Source organism: Candidatus Melainabacteria bacterium, from assembly GCA_003963305.1.
Taxonomy (GTDB): Bacteria; Cyanobacteriota; Vampirovibrionia; order Obscuribacterales; family Obscuribacteraceae; genus PALSA-1081.
On record RXJR01000011.1, the window covers coordinates 148,426 to 173,574 of the forward strand.

The following is a 25,149-nucleotide window of genomic DNA, read 5'->3' on the forward strand; positions in this document are numbered from 1 at the left end:
CAGAAATACTACTTGCAAGAATCGATAAATGTTGTGGAACCAATTTCGTATTCACCACACCCGGCTGCAAATAAATTTGGTTATCCGGTCACTCATGAGAAATTGATGCGCCGCAAGGCGAATCTCATTACATAGAATTTCCACACCATGGATTTAGCATTCCCTCATTACTTCTTCGTTCGACAGGGGAATTCAAAATGCAAACATATGCAGATGCAACAACGATTACAGCCAAAACAAACCTTACTACGCCTGACGAAACAGCTTCGATAAAAGCAGGTACAGCAGTCATTCTAATGTCATGCCTGACCGCAGCAATCGCAATTGAGGCTGTTAAATTGTTTGGATTAGCGCACGCCATGAACGAGCACACCCGTATAGTGCTTTCATACATCGGACTCAGCATCTGTTTTGTATCGGCTCCTACGTTCTTCATCTTTGGTCGAAATCTGTCACTCAAAGCAGGACTTGTCTGGACGGCAGCGATCATCTTTTGTACGAGCGTAATTGCATCGATGGTCTCGTGACACCCATCGTCAGTACGTTCATAATGCACTGTATACAGTGTTAACTGAGTGCACCGGAAAACAAACAGCCGCAGAAACCTTTCGAGAGAGAGAGTGGTTCAAAATTTGTGGTTCAAACTTTGAGCTTGTAACCAACTCCATGAACAGTCTCGAACCATTCTCTCTGACCTTGAGCAGTAAGCTTTTTTCGAAGTCTATTCATATGAGTTCGAACGACTTCAGGCGATGTTTCTGAAGTCGAGGGCCACACTCGCTCCAACAGGGATTCCGTGTTGAAAACTTGATTTGGATGCCGCATAAAAAATTCGAGCAGATCAAATTCCTTAGGCAAGAGGGAAATTTCATTGCCGCCACATTTCACGACATGGCTTTTTCGATCCAACTCAATATCACCCGCGACCAGTACATCGCCAGCAAAGCCTGCCGGGCGCCGCAACAATGCGCGAAGTCTCGCCATCAGCTCTCGTCCATCAAATGGCTTCGTTAAGTAGTCATCTGCACCCGCATCGAGACCGGCTGTTTTCTCATCGATCATATTTTTGCCGGTGAGAATCAACACAGGCGTTTTTCCGCCACGACTTCGAAAAGTCCTCAGTACTTCCAGACCGCTTATGTCGGGCAATCGCAGATCTAAAACAATCGCATCGTAGTTGTTGAAGCGAAGATCTTGAAGAGCATCCTGCCCGTTATCTTTAAGATCGAAGACATAATTTTCCAACTTCATCCATCGTCCAAGAGTGGCTCCAAGATCGGCGTCGTCTTCGACTATCAGAATTTTTGTCATAGGAACAAATTGGATATTAGCTAGCTGTGCACTTTCTCATTATCTCAGATAGCACAGTTTTTGCGACCGCTAATTCCAATCGGCGCGCCAGGCTTATCACTCGACTTTGTCAGGAGAACTTTTCGAAGTTCAGCAGTTCGATACGGAAAGGATTCAAAGAGGCTCTGCGACAACAGTACGGCTCAAAATTTAACTCGCAGACTCGCTAGCTCACTTTGCGGTTTTGATGCCAATTGCTAAAAGATTGCATCCACTGGACGACTCTCAAAGAAGGATCCGCATTATCCAAAATGTCACGAACAACAGCAATTCCGTTTGCACCAGAATCTAACGCGGACGCAGCGACACCTAGTGTAATACCACCGATAGCGACGAGTGGATAATTCAACATTGTTGCCCACTTTGATAATCCACTTAAGCCCTGCGGCGCAAATTTCATTTCCTTTGTGGTTGTAGGAAATACGGGACCGATTGCAATATATGAAGGTCGCACCGATAACGCTCTTGCCACTTCCTGATAGCAATGAGTACTGACACCAAGTTTCAGACCCGAAGCAGCGATAGCGTTTACATCGGCGTCTTCCAGATCCTCTTGGCCCAGATGCACACCATAAGCTTGATACTTTAGAGCCAACTGCCAAAAATCATTTATGTACAAATTGCAGCAATAGCGTCGAGCAATCTCAATTGCACGAGCAATTTCTTGCTCAACGAATGATTCGGATTGATTTTTGATGCGCAACTGCACTGTTTTAGCACCGGCAGCTGCCACTTTTTCGACCCAGGCTGAATCCGGAACAATCGGATAAAATCCCAGCGAAGAATCACGCGCAAAATCGGGACGTTTACGTCCTTCACCTGCCGATAGAGTCAGCCAGGGAAGATCCTGCTCCCGAAACATAAGGTCCAGATGAGCCAATGGACCTTTCCCGCATCCAATTGCAGGCGCAAGGCGGAGGGCTTGGTTGACATAAGCTTTTGCCATTACGACCGCATCTAAGATATCCAGTCCATTGGCTAGCGAGGCCGCGAGTGCCGAGGATAAGGTGCAGCCCGTACCATGGGTATTCTTTACGACCTGACGCGGACTGGAGAGCCAGGCCTTTGCTCTACCATCTGTCCAAAAATCCTGCACATATTCACCTGTCAGATGGCCGCCTTTTACTAAAACGGACCGAGCCCCTCGAGACAAAATTGCGCGCGCCAACGACTCAATATATTGATCAAGCTCCTCACCTTCAAGATCGCAAGGCACGCTGTGGGACAATCCGGCTAGAACATGAGCTTCAGCCCAATTTGGCGTGACAAGATCGGCGAGAGGTACCAGTCTGTTTAACACAATGTCTAATGCATCATCGTCCAAAAGCACATCGCCACTAGTGGCAACCATTACCGGATCATAAATGATCGGGTAATTTGCGCCTCCCAAAAGTTGCACAAGCTTCTCCGCAACTTCGGCAGATCCTACCATTCCAATTTTCACTGCAGACGGTATCATATCGGACTGCAGAGCATTAAGCTGTGCGCCGACAAGAGCGGCGGATAGATGCGAAACCTCCATAACCTTTTGCGTGTTCTGTGCGGTGACTGAAGTCACTACAGAAGCACAATAGACAGAAAAGCTCTGCATTGTTTTGATATCGGCTTGAATGCCGGCTCCAGCACAACTATCTGAACCTGCGATTGTCCAGGCAATGGGAACTGAACTCATGATTCAACCACCGAAACGGTTTGTGACTGCTGCCAGAATGGTGTGCCGATCACAGGCGTACTCGCAGAAGCAGATTTCCTCGGTTTCATCAGCCCAGCTTCAAAACCAAGTCTTCCAGACACTACAGCTGTTTTAAAAGCCCTGGCCATTTTGACTGCATCATCAGCTAGCGCAACAGCTGAATTTAACAAAATCCCATCGTAACCCAGTTCCATAACCTGAGCTGCATGAGAAGGTTTGCCTAAACCCGCATCAACTATTAAGGTAACTTTCGGGAGCCTTTCCCTTAGGGTTTCAAGTGAACGCAAATCAGTGATCCCCAACCCGGTGCCAATCGGTGCTGCAAGAGGCATCAAAATATTGCAGCCTGCATCCACTAGACGCTGCGCAACAACGAGATCTGCAGTGCAATATGGAAATATCTCAAATCCTTGCGCTATGAGAGTTTTTGCCGTGCTCAAAAGCTGAAAAGGATCCGGATGCAATGCGTAATCATCACCGATAACTTCCAACTTAATCCAGTTTGTTCCGAATATTTCTCGCGCTAGATTCGCAGTCGTGACAGCTTCCTGCTCTGTACGACAACCGGCTGTGTTTGGCAATATTCTCAAATTCAATTCACGCAAAAATTGCCAAAATCCATTTGCAGTTTTCGCATCAGAGCCCTGCCTACGCAAAGAGACAGTGACAACATCAGCACCAGAGGCGATCAATGCCTCCTGCATAACAGCCGGCGATTCATACAAGGCCGAGCCTATAAACATACGACTTTTAAGAGATTGTCCAGCTACGGTCCACATATCAGCCTCCTTGCATCGGCGAAAGTATTTCTACAGCCTGGAACTCACGCAGTTCGGTATGACTCCAGACATCTCTGGGAATATGCATTCCATCCAGGGCTACTGCAAACCATCTGTCAGTGTGCCCGAGAAGCAGTAACAGTTCATCCAGTGTTTTTGCAGGGACGTCAGCCTGCTGCCCATTAATCGTCAGTTGCACAAGTACTCCAGTTGGTCAATTTGAGAGGGTGCTATTACGCTTCGTGTATCGAACAGTTCTTCTAAACCGGAATCGCATGAGCGTCCCTCAAAAAATCCAATAACTGAAGAGACTATAGAGGGAGTGATTAAGAATCCGTGTCGATACAAACCGTTAACCTCAAGAAGCCGACCCGTAACACGAATAGACGGTGAATTGGCAGGCAAGGCTGGTCGACAATTGACACGCGTCTCCAGGATGCGCGCATTCGCGAAAGAGGGGTTCAGACTGAACGCAGCAGTCAACAGTTCCAGGGTCGATAGAACTGTAATTTCCGAATAATCTTCACACTCAATTGAAGTAGCACCAATCAAGAATTGATGATTGGCTCTTGGAACAACATAAATAGAATATCGTGGATGCAAAACGCGAACGGGGCGATAGAGCAACACTTCCGGCGTGCTGACGACTATGATCTCGCCTCTAACGCCGCGTAGATTCCGATACTGCAATTTAGCACCCATCCCCCGGCAATCAACAACAAAATCAAAATGGTAGGCTCGGGAGTCATTCGCGAGGGCAGACTCTTTAACGGTAATACAACCAGTTCCTTCAGTGGAGAGCACTTCTACGTTTTGCATCCAGCGACAATCACTTTCTCGCAAATATTCTTCAAGTGCTCCAAGCAGTTCTCGATTATCAATCTGGCCTTCGCCTCTAGCAAAATATCCGCTCTCGAATCGGGTTCCTAACGAAGGCTCCAGTTCCATCAGCTGGTCAGAAGTCATGCGCACTACAGGTTCGCTATCACACCCACCATTACTACAGCGGCTCTCGCTATCGTGTGACAGCGATTCTTGTTGAGCATCGAGAAGCAATTTACGATTCAACTTCAAAATAAACTGCTCTAGCAGAACTTCGTCACCGCTGTGCGCAATGACAAGTGTGCCGGACTCTTGCATAAACACGGGACTGGATAGCGAATCGACAATAGCGGACCACTGCCTGACTGCATGCTTACCGAGGCGAAAAACCAGTTCGCTGCTAACAGGAAGTTCGCAATAGGGTGCAAGCATGCCTGCACCTGTATAGGCACAACTTCGCTGACCGGCAACAGTATCTCGGTCGAAAAGTGTAACTCTGCAGCCCCTTTTAATCAGTTCAAAGGCAAGAGTTCGACCCAGTAAACCAGCACCGGCTATACCAACTGAAATCGTCATCAGCCTTCACTAACAGGTATTTGCCGCAGTTCCTGAGTCAAGTTCATAGAACAGAACTTAGGACCACACATTGAACAGAAATGAGCTTGTTTAGCGGCTTCCGCAGGTAATGACTGATCGTGATACTGAAGAGCCGTTTCAGGATCCAAAGACAAGTGAAACTGGTCGTACCAACGAAACTCGAAGCGAGCCAACGAAAGAGCATCATCTCGCCTTCTGGCCGCTGGATGTCCTTTCGCCAGATCGGCTGCATGTGCAGCAATTTTATAGGCAATGACACCCGCCTTCACATCATCGCGGTCAGGAAGGCCCAAGTGCTCTTTAGGTGTGACGTAACAAAGCATGGCGGTGCCGAACCAGCCAATCATGGCAGCACCGATAGCACTTGTGATGTGGTCGTAGCCCGGAGCAATATCTGTGGTCAGAGGACCGAGAGTGTAAAATGGTGCCTCCGAACATACCTCCATTTGACGGTCGACATTCTCTTTGATCAAATGCATAGGAACGTGTCCAGGTCCCTCAATCATGACCTGCACGTCGTGTTTCCAGGCAAGCTTCGTTAGTTCGCCCAGAGTCTCCAACTCAGCAAACTGTGCAGCATCATTAGCATCAGCAATAGAACCGGGGCGCAGACCGTCACCTAAAGAGAACGCAATGTCATAAGCCTTAGCGATCTCGCAAATCTCCTCGAAATGAGTGTAAATGAAGTTCTCCTGGTGATGAGTCAAGCACCATTTAGCCATGATTGCTCCGCCGCGAGAAACGATCCCAGTAACGCGATCGTTAGTCAGCTGAAGATGTCGCAGAAGAACGCCCGCGTGAATCGTGAAATAGTCCACACCTTGCTCAGCCTGCTCAATTAAGGTCTCGCGAAATATATCCCATGTCAGATTTTCTGCAACATCGCCTACCTTCGCAAGCGCCTGATAGATTGGCACCGTTCCAATCGGAACAGGAGAATTACGCAAAATAAAGTCCCGCGTAACGTGGATATCGTTTCCGGTGGAGAGATCCATGACAGTGTCAGCCCCCCACTTTATAGACCAACACAACTTCTCTACTTCTTCTTCGATACTCGAAGAGACGGCAGAATTACCAATATTGGCATTGATCTTGGTCAAAAAATTACGACCAATTATCATTGGCTCAAGTTCAGGATGATTGATATTCGCAGGAATTATCGCCCTACCGGCTGCGACTTCTTGACGCACAAACTCAGGAGTAATCGAACTTGAGAAATCAGCCCGAAACGGAACACCTTTTAGCCTGCTGTTGCGCTCATGCGACAGGTTCGATGCAGAGCCCGAGTGCGATGCTTGCCTGAGCTGGTTCTCTCGAATAGCAATAAATTCCATTTCTTTAGTGATGATTCCGCGTCTCGCGTAATGCATCTGCGTTACGTTTTTGCCAGCTTGAGCCTTACGAGGAGACCGCGTCAGACCTTTTCTGACAACGTGTTGCGGGCCAATCGAATCGAGAAAAATTGCAGATTCAATATGCCCCTCATAAGGCAAAGAATCATTCCGTTGCTCGATCCACGCGCCCCGCACCGCAGGCAGACCAACGTTTATGTCAACTAAATAGTCAGGGTCTGTGTATGGACCTGACGTGTCATACACAACGACCGAATCTAACGACTTGTCGGAAAGAATTATTGAACGCATTGGCACTCGAACATCGTCGTGTTCAGCACTGGTCACGTATACCTTTGTAGATGCCGGAAAAGGCTCAATCATGCTGAGCTTCTTTTCTTTCAATGTCGACAGTGTGTTCACGATTTGCTCCTCAATGAGCGGAAGAGCATATCGACTAACGTCTAAGCTCCCTCCGCTGGTTCTAACCAGGTCAGGTTCGAAGGGTTGAACATCAGTACGTTCTCTCAGCCGTCGTCGGCACCCCTGCTTTGCGTAAAAGAGTAACACACAGTTCTGAGAATGCAAGTCAGTAATATTGTGAAATGGTACAAACTTTTCCCATAGAAAAAAAATCCGCAAAACTCAATCTTCGTGCATCGCATTCATTCCACAAAATTTCCAACTCGCGCAGCTACTGTTGATCGTGTATCGCAGCTGTCGCGGAGGCATGATTAACGTGTACGAAGCAGAGATTTCAAGGCACACTGAAACGGTTTCTGAAAGACAAAATCCCCTGATGTTCAGCGATGTTCTTACAAATGACAAGAATTTGCTCAGCAAGCACCACTATAGTGGCAATAGCGACCAGGTACTTGCACTCTTTGGTACCGTCGAGATTACCGACCTTCACATGGCGCAACAGCTCGATCAATATTCAGCTTCAGACGCTGCACAAGCTGCTGCTGAACGCATCAGACAAAGAATCGTGGATGCATCAAAATTAGATGGTGCGAGCAGTGCGGCAGGGCAAAATGATATCGCTAACGAAATTGCAGGTTTAACAACACTGCCAGAATCGGGTTTAGACTTCGATCAATTCTATGTCAGTATAAAACAACAATTGACTAACTCAGGCGACCGCGAATTTCGCGAGGCCTTCTCAAAACTTGATCAAGGCAACATCATTAGTGACGAATTGGACAGTGCCTATTTGAAAAAGCACGGAAGCACCAAAGCCTCCGATATTTATTCCAGCGTAGACAACATAGTGGAGCAACTACTGACAATTTCAGCACAGTCAACAGCACCTGCCAATGCTGATTTCAGCGCGATCGCAGAAAAGGTACAAGCAGACTTGAGCACATTAACAGCTGCAGAACAGCGCGTGTATAACTACAACCTTGCATACAAAATACAGGCTCAACCAACTTTGAAACCACTGCTAGACAACCCGTTGACTGAATTCGGATTCTCTCTATATTTTGGTAGTTTCCTTGTTCCTCCCATAGACCAATCACCGGATGCTGAACGTCCGATGATACCATTCGCGTTCCCCCCTCCCATGCCATACACACCACAACCATTCGGGCTCCCACCATCCAAACAGGAACCGTCGGTGCCGCCCCCGTTCTTTACACCTACGGTACCGGGTCCGCTAGACGATGCAAAACCAGTCTGATCTGGATGGCAACTCGTTCGCCGCACGCATCCAAAAACACTCTCGAAAAGACGACATCTTATAATAGCCATCTGTACTACTAAACAGAACGTCAGATTGTCTCAGAAGCTATATCGTATTCCACAATATAGGCAAGTGTTTCGGATGCAGCTTCCAAGCAAAGGTCGCCACAGTTCACGGCTTCCTGTAGTTCGAGCGCAACGTTCAGCAGAGACTCAGATACGAGACCAGAATCGATGAAGATTTCCTCAAGAGATTTGACGGAGTCAAAACTCAAATCCAGGGCTCTCTGCGCATCTTGCTCGGTTAGAACGCCCGACACCAGGAAGAGTTCCGATACGTTCACCGCACTAACACTGCTGCTATTATGAGAAATCGAAGACGAAGAAGAGGCACTCCCAGTAGAAGCTGCGGAATGAGTTGTCGACGCAACAGGTTGAACAGGTCCGCGTTCGGCCTTAAAAATCGCCCTGGCGTTGCTGGCATTTCTAGTGCTTCCCAGCGCTGTCAAAGCTTCGTCTTTAGTTATACTTCGATCACGCATCCGTCGCTGAAGTTCGAGCGCCAGCATCAACTGGTCATCGGAAATGACACCGTGCATGGTGAGCATTTTCCCGAGAGGTAATTTAGTCTCATAAGCCAGCTTCTGGCATTCATCCAACTGAGCCTTTGTAATTAACTTCGAATCTACAAGAATCGTCCCGAGTCTGCTATAGCTGACAACTTGAGCGATCACTCCGGCTTTTGCCAATGCCTGCTCGACCGTCAAACCTTCTGTGATTGAAAACTTGTATGCGTCCAGAACCACTTGTACGGGTATCTTGCAGCCCTGGTATATGGCGTGCAGTTTAAGTAGTCGCTCCAGGTCATGCTCGTTAATGACGCCAGACAAAATGAGAGCTCTTCCTAGTGGTAAGCCTAGTTGTTTTGACTGGGAAATAAGCTCATCCAACCCCCTCGCCGAAAACAGTTCAAGGGCAAGTAATAATGCTTCAAAAGAAAGAGGAGGATGCGATTTCGGACGCATATTGGGGGCAACTGCCTTTGTTCGGACACGGTCTAAACAATTTATGCCACAAAAGACCTACTTTGTGACGAAAGAAACTAATACCCGTCCCCAAAGCTATCTGTGTTTGTCATCCAGGATAGTGCGACCTCGATCAGACGGCGAAATGAGCAGGAGCGGAGCAACTAGAAAAAGACGCTCCCAGGGAGCGCATTTTTTTCTCTTGTCTCATTTGCTATTGGTCATTATTCGCATCATCTCGTCGAACACCTGGGCTGCATTTGGAGCGGTATTACCATTTGCTTGAAGACTAGAGCGAGCGCAGTCCAGCAATGCTGCTTTCCGCTGCTGTAGAATCATTGCCGTTGTAGATATGTCTTGCGACGTCGATTTTTCACTCTGCTTAGGTTCAGCAAGTGTTATCTTTTCAACGGTCTTCGTATCCTCCGATGCGCCAGTTTTAGCCACGTGGATATTGTTATTCGATTGTTGTTTCGCCTCGTTCCACATCTCGCCGAGTTCAACGGTATTAAGTCTGCGATAAGCGGTCGGTTCGAAGTATCGAGGTAAGTTTGAATCCTTGCAAATCTGGCTCATCATGATGTCGCCCGATAGGGCTCCAGACTGCCTCTGCGCTTTTAGCCACCTTACGATGTGGAGCTGCGTGTCTTGCTCGGCTGTGCGGCTCTGTACGCTTTGTAAATATCGAACCAGTTGACTCACTTCAAAGAAGTCGAGGCGACCATCGCGAAACATGAGCCTTCGTCTAAATGCAGCTCTTTTATTCAATTCCAAAATAATCAAAGCTGAGCCCCCCGCATAGCTAATTGGACCCTGAGCTTCAACTGCAATCGATTGGGCACTGCCAGTAGTGGTAATCATGTTAAACCCTCTCACTCACAATACGACTAATGTATTAACGAGAATTTTCGTGTAATCTCCGTGTAAGCAGTTTTGTCTCTCTTAACTGGTGGTGACACCAAACAAAGAAGCGGAGAACTAGATGCACTCCGCTTCTTTGAGGATAGGAAATACTACTATGGACTTTCGAATGGACGCTCGACACTGGTCTGCAGCGCACCAGCAAGATCACCTGTGATTCCTAGACCTACCATGGTGGCGCTTTCGATAGGGTTTTCAGGAAAACCTAGAACGCCTTCCTGATTTGCCGGGAAACTACCATCAAAATGCACAACATATGGACGTCCATCAGATCTATCTTCTCGCCATATCTTTTGAAGTATTCCACCTGACTGATTTGCTGCATCCAAATATCCATCAATGAGAGTGACTATGTCAGCATTATTATGCGTTTTGAAAAAGTTAAAAGCCTCTCTAAACTTTTCATGATCGCACGGTTGCATTCCATACGCCTCTAGTGTAGTCAACTCGTCAATCAAGTCGGGATGAGCCTTTGCAAATGTATCGTTAAAAGTTTTGAGCGCGTTGACGTTGTCAGCGTTAAAGACATCGACAGGTCCAAAGACGGCTCCATCGCCTGTGCCGGTATCGATTTTCGCAGATTGTACAAAATCATTATTACCACCGGCTACTGTGTCGCCATCATGATCATCGTATGTTATCTGCAGTTGCGGCAGAGAATCTGTTTGTGCCTGTTTGTTATACCCTTCAAGGATACTTCTATACTCTGCTGGAGGAACCGACATTGCGATAGCTGCCAGGTCGTGGCGCAAACCATCCATGTTATTGGATCTCACGTCATTTTCTAATTTTGCGATTCTTGATGGATCATCTGGCATTGCGATTTTCTCCTTAAATAGAAACAGATGTGCAACTAAGCCGGAGGCACCTCTGGCACAGCTACTCGGGTTGAGGAACAAACTTGTTATGTTCGTATATTACGCAGCGATTGTGGATGAGTCGTGGAATTATTTTCATTCTTCAAGTACTAAATATGGTGCGCGCTTACTTCAATTCAGTGTCGCAGTCCCCAAAACAGAAATAGGGCGTTTCAGCACGCCCTCGCCCTATTGTTTCTCGACAATTGCACTACTAGTATTTCTGGGCATTCAAGATGCTGTTTCTGACCAGACGAAATGCTGCAGATGTGCTGCTCGCAAAAGAAAACTCGCCGGGCTCTTCGTGGATTCACCAGCTCACTAACGATTGAACGGAAGATCCGCAAATCATGGCACGATAGGCATCAGCTTCGGCAATGCGGCCCTGTCTATCGAGGAAGTTGGCATAAGTCTCAATCAACACAAAATATTCCGGAGCATCCTGATAAGTATCCATCATTTTCAGGGCGTTCTTGTAGAGCTCCTCGGCTTGACCATATTTACCCTGACCGCAATAAATAGTGGCAATATTCTGGTCCACAGTCGCAGCAACGATGGCTTCCGGCCGACTGTTACCAGCATAAGACTTGCGCAAAACAGAATTAATCGTACTTGTATTACGAACGTGAGAGGCGGAAGCAATCATCTGATCTTGCAAGCTGGAATTCGTAAACTCGTCGATAGCGAAAGTTTGGTCCAACTCGTCAGAACCATCTCTAAACAGGTCCGACTCTCTGTCGCTGATGTCTGAGTTATTTCCGTCGTTAACTGTGCCACTACTTAAATTAGTGTTGCCGAAGTTTCCGCTGCTATTACCAGTGTTTAGACCGCCTTTGCCGCTGCCGTCGCCGACGTTACTTACGAACTTTGAACTCTGACGGGCAGTAGGCTTCGACAGGAACCCGGTCGGAACGAATTTTGTGGCGAGACTTGGTAATGCTCCTTGAGGAGTCTGGCTCGCACTCCATCTTGGGTCACTGGCAGGAGCGTTCACCTGATTCGTATTGCCCCCCGGAAAAGTAAACTGCTCAACGGCTTGAGAATGACCACCCAAAGTGCTACCAGAAACAGTGGCAACATATCCATCGGCGGCATCGCCGCGAATGACAACGACTTCACTGCCGTTGTTAACGCTGACAGTATTGTTTGTCGAATCATAGCTGGCACTATCGGAAACACGCTGTCCAGCACTGTCCAGATGATATGCGCTATATTGACCATTTGCAGACTGTGCGATGGTTTCAACCTGCCCACCAGAGTGAATTTCGAATTGAGGCGAACTTGTGCCAGCCGCGTAAGAAATAGTCACCGAAGTGTTTTCGTCAGACGCTGAGCCACCAGTTCCAATGCTGTAGTGAGTGCTGGTATCGTAAACGGTGCCATCCGCCCCCACAGAAGTGCTTTCACTTGCTATAAGATGCCCGACGGGATTAGCGGCATCAACGCGCGCGTCGTATTGCTTAACGTCGTATCCGCCTTGTTGGTTCTGCTCGACAGTTGTGTATCCAATTGAGGCGCCGCCTGCATCAAAGCTCGTGGAGCAACTGTGCATCAGTGTACTATTTGCATCTACAAGAGACGAGGTCACCACATAGCTTCCATCGGCACCATATGTAGTTTGAGAGCATTCAACATTTCCATTGGCAGCATATGAATATTGAGCATCAGAAATGACTGTCGTACCATCAGCAGCAACAATCTTGTCCTCCAATAATTTGCCATCGGTATAGGTCTTGTTCTCAACCGTGCCATCAGCTCTCACTTGGGCTGATGCGATGGCATTGAGCGGTACAAAATTCTGGTCAACAGAAGCGTACGTAGTTTGCAACCAGTCAGATCCCTTGCCGGAGGGGTCCGAGACTTGAGAATTCAAAGTCACAGTACCATCAGCATTTAACATCATGCCGGAAACGATCTGGTTGTTGCCGGCATCATCGATCAGCTGCCCGATTTGCTTGCCTGTCGAATCAAACTGTCCAATCGTGTCTGTCAAAACACCGCTAGCAGAATTAGCAATTGTGTCGACTTGCGAACCCAATGCGTTATGGTTGCTATCGAAAAACGTGGTTGTCATCGACGATGTGTCATTTCCGCTTGAAAGGAGCGACGACACCGTTTCAAAGGCGGCTATTTGACCATCAACTCCGGTATAACTAATACTGCGACTGCCGTCGGTATTATTTGTGACCGCAAACGATTCTAAACCGCCTGCAATACCTGGCGTATGATCCAGAGAGATGCTGACAGGATTTCCGTTCGCATCAGTTAAAACATCGACCCTCGTGCCATCACTCGCGAATCCAGAGAGAGGCTCGCCGACGCTACCAACAAAGGTATCAACTGAACCGGTAGCACCTATAACCGTAATAGCTTCCAATCCATTTCCGAGATTACTGACGTATACCAGATCCCCGTTCTGTCCAGCAAATTGCAAGGTCGCTTGCCCAGCTGCACCAAAGGTGTCTTGCGCGATCATGGCACCAGAAGATGTTTGAGTAAATTCTACAGTTGCACCGCCGATGCTATTTGGAGAAACCGTTAAAGTCTCTCCATTCGGCAGATCGAGCTTGAAACCTCCACTTCCATCAGAGACCATCGACATCGGCGTGCCGATCAACTTACCGTTTTCGTCAACCAATTGCCCTGTAAATCCACCCTTACCATCAGAACCGATCTGCAGATGGTAATCGCTGTTTGGAATTGGAGTACTGAATATGCCGGAAGCACCACTCAACGGAGGAGGAACGTGATTTACACCGACAGGCACAACGCTGCCTGCATAAGAGCTGGAAAGGTTCAGTCCGCCCCCTTCGCTCCCGCTGCCAGCGCCACCTTCTCCTCCAGCTCCGCTGCTGTTGCCAGAGCCATTTCCCGTAGTATCAGATACCCAGGTTCCACTCTTGCTGTCAAAAGTGAGCATGTGTCCGTTGGCATCTACTGCATGCATTTTGCCGTCCGCCATGCCTGGAAGCAAATGTGCGCCTGGGGGTAACTTTCCGGCACTAGCGCTCGCGCCTGAACCTTTGCCGGCAGCGCTGCCACCACCCGCACTACCGCTCCCCTGGGGCTGAGTTGCCTTTTGTGCAGCATCTTGTCCAGCCGCCGCTACCAGCCCCGCAAAGTCAAAAGCATATTTCACGCAGGATGTAGACAGGAAATTCAACGCAGTAAAAATATATGTCCCCGTCGTTCCATAGTCTTTGAAACACGCCATCAACAAAATTGTCGTATTCCAGAACATAGACCAGAAGCAAAGCGTGATCACGCCTTCAATCCAATTTGGCAGGGCTTCGCGCAACTGCTTCACTGGCCATACCCAGAGAGCGGCAACGATTGGACCGACCAAGTACAGGTAACAGAGATAAGCCATCTGAAATGCACACAAAATATTCCAGCCTGTAGTCGAAGCGGCATTAGCGCCATAAACGGCGAGGCGAGAATAGACAACGTTAGCAGGCATTGCTTCGTTGACATGACCGGGTGCCGCAGGTGCACCGCCACAGGGATCCGGACTGCCGTTCCCGAAGTTTTGCGACTCCAGATCTGACCCCTGTGGCCACGGTGGCACAGAGCCGTTTCCAGCCGATGCGCTGGCGCCATTTGTCGGCATGGCACGCAACTCGCCGCAAAGCGCATCTTTATACATATTGGAGCCAAACATGCGAGTATATTGGTCGCTGATGGTAAATGTAATGCAGTTCGAGAAATCAATGCCATAGCTGATCACAAGATAAGTTGCCGGTATCAGAAAAACGGCCACAATTGCCCGCAAGATTCCATCGAATGGATTTACGTTTCCGAGCACCGGATTACCCGCCGACGCAATCGCCTTTACTTGAGCCAGAACTGCGCCTGGTAGCAAAAGCAAAACAGCGATAGGTATGAAGATCGAATCACGAATTCTGTTCCAACGGCTGCCCCCATCGTTGGCAAAGTTCTGCATAAACCTTGAACAAAAATCGATCGCACCAGCTGCATTATCCTTAGCAGCCCCACCTGCGGAATCGCCAGCTTGCTGCCCAGCGGCAGCCTGAGCGGCTTGAGCAGCAGGTGGCTGCTTGGCCGGATCCATTGCATTCATGCTTGCAGATACGGCACTCTGAACAGCAGCTTGTATCAATTGATTGATTGTTGGATAACCACCATCAAGCCCCATAGTGGCAAATACTTTGTCGAGAATTGACTTAAGTAATGGAGTAACCATGAAAGGTGGTGGCAATGTGCCGTCAGGATTCTTTATCTTGGGCTGATACAGCACCATAGGTCCGTCTTTGACCTGTCCACCGTATTCGGTGCTAAGAACGCTGAGACGATCAGGATTAGTGCCCGCCCAGTGTTTTGCCAGAGAAGCGACCGATCCATCATCACTGCGATCCGGTCCTAAGGCTCGAGCCGGTGCTGCTGTACTCGCACATAAACAAATCAATAGAAAAAGCGAGGCTATCAGTTTCAATGTATTCACCTGTTCTAACTTAGGATATTGACCGGTATGCGAGTTGGCTCATCTGGCATACGAGGAGGATAGTCAACAGAAATGGAATGTTCGTGGAAATATTATGTGACAGCGGGCATAGCCGCAGGTTGACTGGCACTGCGTCCAGGGTCAGTTACACCAGCCGAGCCACCGCTCGAACTACCGCCTTGACCAGCCTTATCCAACAAAGCTGAAACCAGAGATCCTGGCTTGTATTCGAATGGCATGAAAGGCACGTAAGTCAACATCACCACGAATGCGGTGTAAACAACGCCTTCCCAGGGGCTATTTGGATTGTACTGACCTATGTCCTTCAGCCATTGGATACGAACACACATACACAAGATAATCAACGACCACCAAAACCTCCACAAGGTCAAGCAAACCAATCCGTTAATCCAATTGGTAAATACATTTTTGAAAAGGGTATTCGTAGTTGATGGCCAGGCGTAAAAGGCTGCAGCAATCGGACCGAGCAAGTACAGATAACACATCATAACGACTTGATATGCAATAAGAATAACCAGTGCTCCAGTGAAAAGAGAATTGATAAAGCCGAAGGCCGCTCGCTTAAAAGCGCTCTTTCCACTCTGCTGTGCCTCCAGTTTTGCTTGCTCTGCAGGGGTTGCAGCTTTCGGTTTCGAAGTTTGGGCATCAGCCCAGTTCTGCACATCTTGAATTTGAACCTGCTGCACCATCACCTCGGTCATGCTGTTACCAATGTCAATTGCATAGCTGACAATTAACTGAGTCGCGGGAATCAGAAACAGAGCAATCGCAGTGCGCAAGAATCCAGTGAAGGGACTTAAAGCATCTTCGTCATTAGAGTCATTAATGACGCCGAATTTGACCACTCCTTTGATCTGCGTAATAAGAGCACCAGGAAGAATCAGCAGGATCGCGACAGGAACAAAGGTTGTGCGGTACATTGTCTGAACCATGCCTACTGCGCGCCCGTAGGCACCGCTGGCAGTTTCATTAGCAACATTGACAAGACTTTTGATAGCGGAACTCATCGCCGATTGAAGATTCGAATTCGAAGCATCGTTCGATGCATCTCCAAATTGTTGCGTCTGCGCCTGCGTTGTCGCCTGTGTATTGTCGTAATTGACCAGTACACTCGACTCGGAAGTAATCATTGCAGAGGTAGTCGCTGCCATTCCTGCATAGAAATCATTCGATGGAACACCGGTCGTCTGAGCGGGAAACCATTGCTGCGGACCATTAACAGGCGCAACAACTTGCGGCTGCGTAAACCAGAAAGGCGCACCAGGGGGACCCGGCAAAACCACCCAACCTGCCGGCGACGTGGTACTCCCATAGGCAGTGAGATTGCGCTTTATCTCGGACGGCGTGAGAAATTGATTTACCAGCGGATTTTTAGTGTTATTCGCGGAATTGGGTTCAGTAATCGAAAGATCACCACTGGACATGCCACCAATTTGACCCCAATCACTGTGAACTCGTGGCATCTGCGGTAAACTCGCTGGCACAACAATGGTCATAGCTTCATTGCGTGCAGTGAACGGAGTCCAGCGAAGTTGTTGGTGATGGAAGTCTGCAAAAGATGGACCGGCCGTCAGCGAGAGTTGTGCTTGTCCATGAGAGTTGTTTGCAGCTTCGGCTCGCGAAGGATCGCCAAGCACTAAAGCAAAAAACACCATCAAAATAGCCCAACGCGCCTGTCGAATATTCCGCGTGTTTTTCAAGACTTAAACCTCAGCGCGCTTAGTAATCGTCCTGTGACACCAGCGGTGGCAGTCCGACACCAAAATCGGACGGATATGTCTCACCTTTGTTATTAGTAATTTGCCGAACAGAAAAAGAGAATTCGGGCCAATTCGATCCCATAGAAAAAGATGATGTACCAGCGGAGACCGCTAGAGCAGACTGGTTTAGCTGCTGCATTGCAGCGAAAAAATCAGAAGCAGTGTTAAATTCGTTTCGCATCTTAGAATCATCCTCAATCTGTTTAATTGTTCAGACACTGTAGTATTCAGTGCTCTTGGATGTTCGTAAGATTACGGTGCGATTGTATAAAAGTTGTGGAAGAAATTCGGAGCGTAGCAAGCTTCGCTAAGGAATAAAGTTAGCATTCAGACGGTTTTTAAGTGTGAACCAGGAAATTACACGAACTTTCCACAAACTCACTTTAGAGGCTCGCGCTGGCGCACTAGCATTAGCGCCGATCAAATACAAAAACTTCATGACAGAAAAGAAATAGACAGCATTCAATTACATCATTTTTCCATGACCACTCTTTTATTGTTCTTCTCTGACGACGTACAAACAAAAAAATCTTCAGAGAGTGTGAGAAAAAAATCGATGGACTTTCTAAATCAAATTAGCACTATATCAATGACCTTGGCCAACTACATGGATTTGACATGCGACGCGCCCACTACGAAGTTGCCTGATGGATCGCAGATGTGCACTAACGAAGCAGGTGCAATCATATTCATGCATTATTCCTCTGGTATAAAACTCAGAAGACACAGCGATTTTGTCATTTGCTTGAACCAATTCGGTGAGCACTGGGTCGGAGACAGCCGCACGGCTTGGTATCGATTTAACTGACAGCCCCAGGAAAGCTGAGGAAATCAGAAAGAATCACAAAATCTCAGGTTGTCGCCGGGAATCCATCATCAAGCTTGATTCACTGGCAACGGCCGATGCATCTCGATTTGGCAATTTAAACCAAAAGGTAGAACCATGCCCCAACTCGCTCTCCACACCTATTGAGCCCATATGCTGCTCGATGATTGCTTTACAAATTACAAGTCCCAAACCGGTTCCACCCTTTGCTGTAGCATCGGTTCGCTCCACTTGCTTGAATCTCTGAAACAATGAATTAACATGGGAAGGTGGAATCCCCCGTCCCTGGTCTGTAATTCTAACTTCATCCATATCGGTACCAGGAACGACGTCTATAAGAACCGTGGATCCTTTCGGTGAATACTTAATTGCGTTCGAAAGAAGATTGATCAAAACCTGTACGATGCGATGATCATCGGCATAAACCTGGCTGGCAGTTTGCTGATATTGAACCGACACATTGTGCTCATCAGCGAACGCTTTGACTGACTCCACCGACATTTCAAGAATCGGATAAAGCGGACGCAATTCAAACTGCATATCGAGTTTTCCTGCTTCCAACTTTTCTGCATCAAGAAGATCATTTACCAGACCTATCAATCTAGTAGCACTTCGTTCAGCAATCGTAATTGCTTTCTGTGCTTGCTCAGTTTGTTGACCCAACGCACCCACCATCATCATCTTCAGTGATCCGCGGATGGCGGTAAGTGGATTACGCAATTCGTGACTGACGACGCCCAGAAATTCGTTTTTGAACCGCTCGATTTCATGACGTTCAGTGACATCCGTAATTATGCCCAGAAGCCGTCCTGAACCAGGACCACCAAATGGAGTGACAAGCACTTCGGCGGGAAACTCGCTTGAGTCCGCTCGAACTGCTGTCACTTCATGAAATCGCCCTGATGCCTTTTCGAACAATTCGTCGAGTTTTTTGTCTGAATTAGGGGCTGGTGTCAAATAAAGATCAGTCAGTTTTGAGCCGAGCAATTCATCACTGCGATGCCTTCGAAACATTTTTCGCATCATCGGATTAACCAGTTCGACAGTGCCGCTACGATCGAATAGAATCAAACCGACTGGCATAGTATCTATGATTGAGCGAGTTCTGGCCTCGCTCTCCTTTAGAGCCTCTTCATTTCTTTTACGCTCAGTAATATCATGAGCAACGCAAAACAATGCATTCTCCGCTCTCGACCACTGAACGGACCAAAGAATGTGCTGCTGATTACCGTCGGGCAGTTGCATAAGAGTCTCAAATTCCGATTTGTGAGGAGATGAAACAAGTGATTTCAAAGTTTGCGCAAACGACTCACGTTGCTCCGGTACGCACAACTGAATAACACGCTGCCCAATCAAGTCTTCTGGCTGAATTTGCCACACTGTCGCTGAAGCGGGACTGACTCTGAGAAACTTCCCGTCAGCATCGAGTGAACAGATTACGTCTACAGCGTTCTCGACTATTGCTCGCTCTTTCTGTTCCGCTTCACGCAATACCGCGGCCATTTTGTGAAATACCTCATCCAGATCACTTATTTCGTCAGACCCTTTGCTGGGTGGAAGCAACTCTTTCCCCATTGCAAGCAAAGCCGTATTCTGCATAAGAACACCTAACCGGGCTGCCGTACCCATGTTGAACCACACAGCAAGACAAACGACGACCAAAACATTTGCTGACATACTGAGCAAAATCAGCGTGATGATTTGATCGCTCAGTTCTTTTTGAATATTAGGTCGCTTATTGTCTTCGTTCTTCAGTTCAACCACGAAACTGCGTATCAGTTTAACGTCGTCTATTTCAATAGGAATTAGAGTCTGCTTTAAGTCACTAAATTTGCCCAAAACATCAGTTTTGTCCGTTTGCATTAACGCCATAAAGTCGTCAACACTGCGAAGTCCGTCGGTAATGTCTCTATCCAGTCGCTTGATCAGAGACAACTGACTCGCTTCAGATTGAGTCATCTTCAGAAGCTTATCAATGTCGCTGCGCATTTGTTGCCGTGCTCTTTCGTATTCTGACAAATCAGCATCATTGGAAGTCGCAACATAGTTGGTCGCAGCATTTCGCATTTGAACCGGCAAGGAGTACAAATCTTCGAGTGTCGAAATCTTTTCCTTGAGCTCTGCCTGTATCAGAGTCTTTTCGTTAGCTGCATTCACCAGCCAGATTAAGACTGAAACAAAGCAAATCTGAAGAATCAGCGGAATGCAAATCAACAAGTAAACTTGGCGAGAAAGAGTAAATTTCAAAACAGGTCTCTGCAGTCACAGCCGAAGAAAGTCATTCAAGATCTATGAACAAGAAAGTCGAAATCATAACACTGCAAAAATTTCGCCGTTTCCGCCCAGTGAAATTAGACCCTGGTATAAAAACATCAAACCATTTAGGCTTTGCAAGGTCAGGTTAAATCAGGTCCGCCAAGGTCCGCCGAGCTCTGCCACGCAGGTTTAATCTACGCCGAAAATCCAGCTGTCATGCCTGTTTTCGACACTCATAAGGCTCCCGCTCCACCTGACAAGCTTGAACTATATAAATGGATAGTCTAAATTAGGATTAAGCCGATCTCATAATAACCAAGCGTAGGAATAGTTCTACAAAAAGCGGCCCGGTATCACTTTCGAAAGCAGAGTGCATCGGCGTCATTCACCCCTCTTGGCGCAGAGCACTCCACAAACAGTTACTAGTGAATCGCAGACTGACGAGGAATCGTTATGACACGTCGCCGTAGAAAGGGTGCCACGCTTGGTTTGGTGGCAATATGCGTCCTTGTAGTTATTGTCATCGGTACCGCGGTGTTTTTCCTCATCAAAATCCTTGGCGGAGGCCGAGAAATAGCCAATGCCACCGATGCAGGCGCGCTGAACGTGGCAAAGCACATCATACGTGATGCAAGAGTCAACACCCCGGCGCAGTTTCAAGATTGCGAATATCCACTCGGATGTGGATACATCAATCTGCTCACCTACAACCGTTGCGTAGCCAAAGCGATCATGATTGCCGGTAATGCCTCAAACATGACGGGACCAGGTGCTTATAAAGCAAATGCCAACGCGCTCATCGATCAATTAGAGTCAATGGGAAGTGAACTAGCAGGCAAAATTACCAGTTCGAACAATTATTTCAATGACGTAAACAACACCGTCCGAATGGCATCTTTTATAGGCATCAAAAACGAGACCCCCTGCGAAATCGCGTATATGAAGCCAGCCGGACCAACGAACGTTTTTTTTAACGGGCAGCAATTAGCTAACGGTTTGACAATTCCTGTTTCAACAACAACTGTAGGTCCCAAAAATCAAAATAGCTATGTTGCTGTTGGAACCGGACAAGGCTACATGGCTGGTTATTCACCGATCACTGTGATGGGACGAACAATTTATGGAGTTCCCGTTTTTCCACAACAAAATCCGCACTTGGTTTCATTTTTCGATTTCAGCAGTTCTGGAAAACCTTTTGGTTCGGCGCCACCAAATGCAGTGAAACTCGGCTCCAGCACAACAGAAATGAAGACACAAATGCTAACCGGAGCAATGGCGTGCGCAATTGTCGGAGCAGTTGAAAATGGTTCACCTGGTGCCGGCGGCTCAAACATAGGCACATCACTTCTCGGAAGCGGTTTCCAATTTCCTGCAGCCGCCTCCTACGGTTACATCGAATTTGGTAATTTCCCGGCCAATCAGACGCCACCTGGCTATGACCCAAAGGACTATAGCGACAATATATTTAACAACGAATTGATGTCTCCAGGATTTACCGCATACGGTGAAAATCAGTCGACCCAGTTGAGCAATTTCGTCACATACAGTGCAACGGCGGGCGCCGCACAGGCTTGGGTAGAGTGGGCTAAAGGTGTCAAGAAAGGGCAACAATTACAACAAGACACGGGTCAGACAGTAACGATTCCAGACGCCCCGAACATCGACGGTTACACTTACGTCGGTCCATCAAATGAGGACTTGAGCGGTAGTCCATTGAAACCAGGCACTAAGCCGAGTCAAAAACAGATTGACTGGCTGGCAAGCATGGTCGACAAAAGCGAGAATTGCTTTGCCGACCTGGCGTTCAGAGAGGGCTTGATGGGTGCTTGCGTAGCGGCACTGCCTTCCATGCAACTTACGTACGGTCACAAAGTGCCAGACTTGAATCCAGGTGGTTCGCAAAAGTTCTCCCAGGCAGATTGGGCAAAAGCAGAATTGCTTACTTTGTTTGAGGGATTGAATCCACAAAACGGCAATTACAATAACTATGCAACAGTAAATCTGACATCGGGAGCGCCAAGTTCCGGATTAGGCATCTATCCGTCAAGCCTTATAAGCGGGAAAGTTCCGAGTAAACCGCCAAATATGCCGACACCTGAATACACCTTGCCTCTACAGGGACCAGGCACTATAAAACAGTTGATACAAGCCGTGCAAGATCCAGGCTGCGCCAATGACACAATAGCTGCAATCGCCAACCGTTGCAAACAGATCCAACCGCAGACAACGGATGCTGATATAGACAAGCTTCTCAACACGACTCTGGAGATGGCACCACCGAATACACCTAAGTGGGAGAATGCGCACAAAATATATATCTATCTTCCCGGAGGCGATTTGAGCGCGAAGCTTATCATCAGTGAATCTCCGCCCCCGAAGTTGACCGGCAATCCTCCTGACGGCTGCTGTTCTTATCCAAATACAAATAATGCTTGCTACACGAACACTTATTACCTGGACGGATCAATTGTCGATTCAGAACACGACCAGAAAGTGCACATTAGACCGTACCTGGAAATCGACGATACGAATCCATTAAGATGCATCGATCACGCCGACTGGCAGCCAGGCTCAGGAGCAGACAACAATTTTGGTAGAATGACCTTCACCGAAATTGGCTTAGGTACTACGACTTTCACACATATCAACTAACGGAATTGTATGATTAGCCGCGCCAGCGCATCAATTGTCGTCGCTCTAGGTTTCGCACTTTTACTCCACGCGAGTTCTGCTAGCGCGCAACAAAACAAACCTAAAAAGGTTTTGCCCCCAATCCGCACAAAACCGTTAGCAGCACCGCTAGCGCTGCCGGATGTGCCTCAATACGGTGGTCAAGCGCGTTTCATCAGCGGAGAGAAAGTGGATGTGGCAGGTGAAAATCTTCGCCAGACCTGGCACATCCGCGAACACCGCGCAGAAGTCGTTAATTGGTACAAACAAGCATTAGCAAATGCAGGATGGACTATCGCCGCTGCAACCAAGGGCAGCGTAACCGGCATCAAAAAAGATGGATTGATAATGATCGTCGTTAACGAATTGCCTCTGGCTGACAATTATCGCTCCGAATTGATGATTCAATACTCAAGAAAGTAACTGTGCATTAACCTGCTCGAGAATCAGCTTTCTGTCGCAGCCTCATCCTGGTCGACAGCTGCCACCAAATGCGGTGGGATAATCGAAGCACCACGACCGCTCAATAACAAGTGCGAAGACAACGCCATCTTGAGAGCTTGAACGATGTGTTCGCGTTGCACCTTATACACATCTCTCTCGGTTTCGTTTAAGCCATCCGGAAGGTATGCTCCAAAAACTTCTATGGCTTCGTTGTAGAGCGGAACAACCTGCGGATAGAACTTCAGCTCTTCGGCGTTTGTAATTCCAGCTGCCACCCCCATGTCATCAGACATGCCATCTGCAATATTCAAAATTTCATCAACAAGAACGGCAAAAGCAAAAATGCCAGGTTTAGTCTTATATAGAAGGTCGTTTAACCAGCCAGTGGTAGGAAAAGCAATGGACGGCATTGAAGCGTATTCTGGCCTGGCTTCAGCTATCATGGCTCGGATTTCGGACAGAGACCAACGACGCTCGAGCAAACCAATAGCTAGCCGATTCTGGTCCCAGGGCACGTTCCACGCCTCGAGAACAGCAAAGAGATCGACCTTCATTCGATCGAGCGCCAGCGCTTCTTCTTCTTCAGCTTCGGTCGTCATATCGATGGATTCCAACCTGCAAATACGAGAACAGTCTCAAGCACAATTCTTGCATCGATTATAGAATATGCCTGCTGAGACCCTGGAGGACATATGAATTTCAGACCAATCTTAATGATCGTAGCTATTTGCAGCTCTGTCGCAAGCTCCGCTTATGCTGCCACAAAAGCGGTGGACAAAGATTTTTTGGAATTCTGGAAAGGTTTCAAAGTAGCACTGCAGAAAAACGATAAAAAAGCACTGGCATCAATGACCAAACTGCCTTACCTTCAGGATGAGAAGAAGCTGAATGAGGCGGCATTCATCGCCCAGTCGGAAAAGATTTTTCCGCTCGCGACAAGAAAGTGTCTACTGAAAGAAAAGCCGATAGCAGATAAAGACTCGGTGATGATCTTTTGTGGTGAGGAGATTTTTGTATTTTCGAAAGACAAGGGCAAGTACAAATTTATTGAAATTGGTGTGAACGACTAACAGCGGTGCAGCCGGGACGGCTGCGCTCCATGACTTACGTTATCGGTGCAGCCGGGACGGCTGCGCTCCATGGGCAAATAGAAGGCTAGTGAAGGTTTTTGAAAAGACCTACACCCAGGCCGATAGCGCCGCCGATTGCTGCGCCCTTGAAGGCACGGCTGCCTCCTCTGCCGCCTGCCCAGCCTATCCCCAGACCGGCAGCCGTTCCTGTTGCCACATCGCGTGCGATCGGGTGCCGCTTCAGAGTGCGACTGGAGCGAATCAAGCCAACACCGGCTCCGGTGCCGGCGCCGATTGCTGCACCACGTACGACACCATGCCCGGTCAGTCCACCGACCAGTGCACCGCCGGCGGCACCAACACCGCCTCCGATTGCAGCCGCTTTCACTTTAGGATGTCGCTGCCAATACGTCGTCTTCTGAGCAACCCTGACTTTCGTGGTACCAGCTTTGTAAGTTGTCGTTGTTGCACCGGCAATCTGCATGGTCCCTAACTGCAACGCGCAAACAAGAGATACTGCCGTTGCTGCGTTCTTCGCATATCCATTCAACATCATCTTCACCTCAGCCGATTACTTCTGTC

20 protein-coding genes and 1 riboswitch are annotated in these 25,149 nt (G+C 48.0%); of the genes, 5 read left to right on the forward strand and 15 right to left on the reverse strand.

Going from position 1 to position 25,149, the window contains the following annotated elements; all coding sequences use genetic code 11:
• Positions 1-197 precede the first annotated feature (197 nt).
• On the forward strand, positions 198-527 hold the full coding sequence (locus EKK48_14085) for a hypothetical protein (protein ID RTL41490.1): 330 nt from the start codon (positions 198-200) through the stop codon (positions 525-527).
• A 112-nt stretch (positions 528-639) separates the two neighbouring features.
• Here the strand turns inward: EKK48_14085 and EKK48_14090 are convergent, their stop codons facing one another.
• The 6 genes from EKK48_14090 to thiC form a co-directional block, all read right to left on the reverse strand.
• Entirely contained in the window at positions 640-1,311 is a 672-nt protein-coding gene (locus EKK48_14090) for a response regulator transcription factor (GenBank protein ID RTL41491.1), read from the reverse strand.
• 205 nt (positions 1,312-1,516) lie between these two features.
• The gene (gene thiD / locus EKK48_14095) at positions 1,517-3,022 is read right to left on the reverse strand and encodes a bifunctional hydroxymethylpyrimidine kinase/phosphomethylpyrimidine kinase (GenBank protein ID RTL41492.1); all 1,506 of its coding nucleotides are present in this window, start codon (positions 3,020-3,022) and stop codon (positions 1,517-1,519) included.
• Positions 3,019-3,822 carry a thiazole synthase gene (locus EKK48_14100; GenBank protein RTL41493.1) on the reverse strand — a complete coding sequence of 268 codons (804 nt, stop codon included), beginning with the start codon at positions 3,820-3,822 and terminating at the stop codon, positions 3,019-3,021. Before EKK48_14100 ends, thiD begins: the two co-directional genes overlap by 4 nt.
• Position 3,823: 1 nt before the next feature.
• A complete protein-coding gene (gene thiS / locus EKK48_14105) occupies positions 3,824-4,021 on the reverse strand; it encodes a sulfur carrier protein ThiS (GenBank protein ID RTL41494.1) in 198 nt (65 codons plus the stop codon).
• Positions 4,012-5,220 (reverse strand): FAD-dependent oxidoreductase, encoded by a 1,209-nt coding sequence (locus EKK48_14110; GenBank protein RTL41495.1) that lies wholly within the window; start codon positions 5,218-5,220, stop codon positions 4,012-4,014. Before EKK48_14110 ends, thiS begins: the two co-directional genes overlap by 10 nt.
• Positions 5,220-6,956, reverse strand: a complete 1,737-nt coding sequence (gene thiC, locus EKK48_14115; protein RTL41551.1) for a phosphomethylpyrimidine synthase ThiC — start codon at positions 6,954-6,956, stop codon at positions 5,220-5,222. Before thiC ends, EKK48_14110 begins: the two co-directional genes overlap by 1 nt.
• Before the next feature lie 69 nt (positions 6,957-7,025).
• Positions 7,026-7,130: riboswitch (TPP riboswitch) on the reverse strand.
• A gap of 172 nt (positions 7,131-7,302) precedes the next feature.
• On the opposite strand from thiC, the gene EKK48_14120 reads away from it, so the two are divergent.
• Positions 7,303-8,253 (forward strand): hypothetical protein, encoded by a 951-nt coding sequence (locus EKK48_14120; GenBank protein RTL41496.1) that lies wholly within the window; start codon positions 7,303-7,305, stop codon positions 8,251-8,253.
• Between the two features lie 91 nt (positions 8,254-8,344).
• Here EKK48_14120 and EKK48_14125 read toward each other — a convergent pair whose 3' ends face one another.
• From EKK48_14125 to EKK48_14155, 7 genes are all read right to left on the reverse strand, one after another.
• Positions 8,345-9,145, reverse strand: a complete 801-nt coding sequence (locus tag EKK48_14125) for a hypothetical protein (protein RTL41497.1) — start codon at positions 9,143-9,145, stop codon at positions 8,345-8,347.
• Positions 9,146-9,487: 342 nt separating this feature from the next.
• Positions 9,488-10,141 (reverse strand): hypothetical protein, encoded by a 654-nt coding sequence (locus tag EKK48_14130; GenBank protein RTL41498.1) that lies wholly within the window; start codon positions 10,139-10,141, stop codon positions 9,488-9,490.
• Positions 10,142-10,296: 155 nt separating this feature from the next.
• Positions 10,297-11,019: a hypothetical protein gene (locus EKK48_14135; GenBank protein RTL41499.1), complete on the reverse strand. Its 723-nt coding sequence runs from the start codon at positions 11,017-11,019 to the stop codon at positions 10,297-10,299.
• A gap of 349 nt (positions 11,020-11,368) precedes the next feature.
• Positions 11,369-15,511 carry a hypothetical protein gene (locus EKK48_14140; protein ID RTL41500.1) on the reverse strand — a complete coding sequence of 1,381 codons (4,143 nt, stop codon included), beginning with the start codon at positions 15,509-15,511 and terminating at the stop codon, positions 11,369-11,371.
• Positions 15,512-15,612: 101 nt separating this feature from the next.
• Positions 15,613-17,241, reverse strand: coding sequence for a hypothetical protein (locus tag EKK48_14145; protein RTL41501.1), 1,629 nt, complete (start codon positions 17,239-17,241; stop codon positions 15,613-15,615).
• 19 nt (positions 17,242-17,260) lie between these two features.
• Positions 17,261-17,482: a hypothetical protein gene (locus EKK48_14150; GenBank protein ID RTL41502.1), complete on the reverse strand. Its 222-nt coding sequence runs from the start codon at positions 17,480-17,482 to the stop codon at positions 17,261-17,263.
• A gap of 660 nt (positions 17,483-18,142) precedes the next feature.
• Positions 18,143-20,374, reverse strand: a complete 2,232-nt coding sequence (locus tag EKK48_14155) for a PAS domain S-box protein (protein ID RTL41503.1) — start codon at positions 20,372-20,374, stop codon at positions 18,143-18,145.
• 462 nt (positions 20,375-20,836) lie between these two features.
• On the opposite strand from EKK48_14155, the gene EKK48_14160 reads away from it, so the two are divergent.
• A complete protein-coding gene (locus EKK48_14160; protein ID RTL41504.1) occupies positions 20,837-23,035 on the forward strand; it encodes a hypothetical protein in 2,199 nt (732 codons plus the stop codon).
• A 9-nt stretch (positions 23,036-23,044) separates the two neighbouring features.
• Entirely contained in the window at positions 23,045-23,476 is a 432-nt protein-coding gene (locus EKK48_14165; protein RTL41505.1) for a hypothetical protein, read from the forward strand.
• A 23-nt stretch (positions 23,477-23,499) separates the two neighbouring features.
• Here EKK48_14165 and EKK48_14170 read toward each other — a convergent pair whose 3' ends face one another.
• Positions 23,500-24,096: a hypothetical protein gene (locus tag EKK48_14170; GenBank protein ID RTL41506.1), complete on the reverse strand. Its 597-nt coding sequence runs from the start codon at positions 24,094-24,096 to the stop codon at positions 23,500-23,502.
• Positions 24,097-24,189: 93 nt separating this feature from the next.
• Between EKK48_14170 and EKK48_14175 the strand changes: the two genes are divergently transcribed.
• A complete protein-coding gene (locus EKK48_14175; GenBank protein RTL41507.1) occupies positions 24,190-24,567 on the forward strand; it encodes a hypothetical protein in 378 nt (125 codons plus the stop codon).
• 85 nt (positions 24,568-24,652) lie between these two features.
• On the opposite strand, the gene EKK48_14180 is transcribed toward EKK48_14175, so the two are convergent.
• Entirely contained in the window at positions 24,653-25,123 is a 471-nt protein-coding gene (locus EKK48_14180; GenBank protein ID RTL41508.1) for a hypothetical protein, read from the reverse strand.
• Positions 25,124-25,149 lie beyond the last annotated feature (26 nt).